This is a genomic window from Methylobacterium sp. WL116, assembly GCF_008039455.1.
GTDB lineage: Bacteria > Pseudomonadota > Alphaproteobacteria > Rhizobiales > Beijerinckiaceae > Methylobacterium.
This window is the reverse complement of the sequence record NZ_VRUV01001142.1, coordinates 1-470: the sequence shown is the minus strand read 5'-3', so window position 1 is coordinate 470 and position 470 is coordinate 1. Positions and strand designations below refer to the sequence as shown.

Annotated in this window: 1 pseudogene; it reads right to left on the bottom strand. The window is 73.2% G+C overall.

The features are described 5' to 3' along the window. Positions 1-183, bottom strand: a pseudogene (locus FV223_RS29800) (calcium-binding protein); the annotation flags it as partial. Positions 184-470: the final 287 nt, after the last annotated feature.

Sequence of the window (470 nt, the reverse complement as noted above, 5' to 3'; positions counted from 1 at the left end):
CAGGCGCACGACGTTGTCGCCGTCGCCGCGGCCGGGCTGGGGCTCGGTGCGGCTGCGGTCGACCGGCTTGAACGGGGCGCGCTCGGCGCCGGTCTTCTGCCCGAGGACCGAGCGCAGCCGCCAGATCACGAAGACGGCGAGCGCCAGGAAGATGATCGTCGTCACGTCGAAGCTGTCCTGCATCACCGATCCGATGGTGGCCGCCGTGGAGCGCGGGTCCCGGCCGCAGCCTTGGCCCGTGCGCGCGGCTCCGGGAAATCCGAGAGGGGTCGCACGATGGTCATGTCACGCCGCACGCATCCTCGAGCGGACGCGGCCGGGCTCTCGAGGAAACGCGCCGCGTCCCCCTTTGCATAGGGGGCAATGGGCATATGGGGCAATGCACCGGCCGGTTCCAGGCGACATCGCGGAGGATCGCCCCGGCCGCGTCGTCGCGACACGCGCCGCCGGGACCGGCCGCGGCGCGGGGT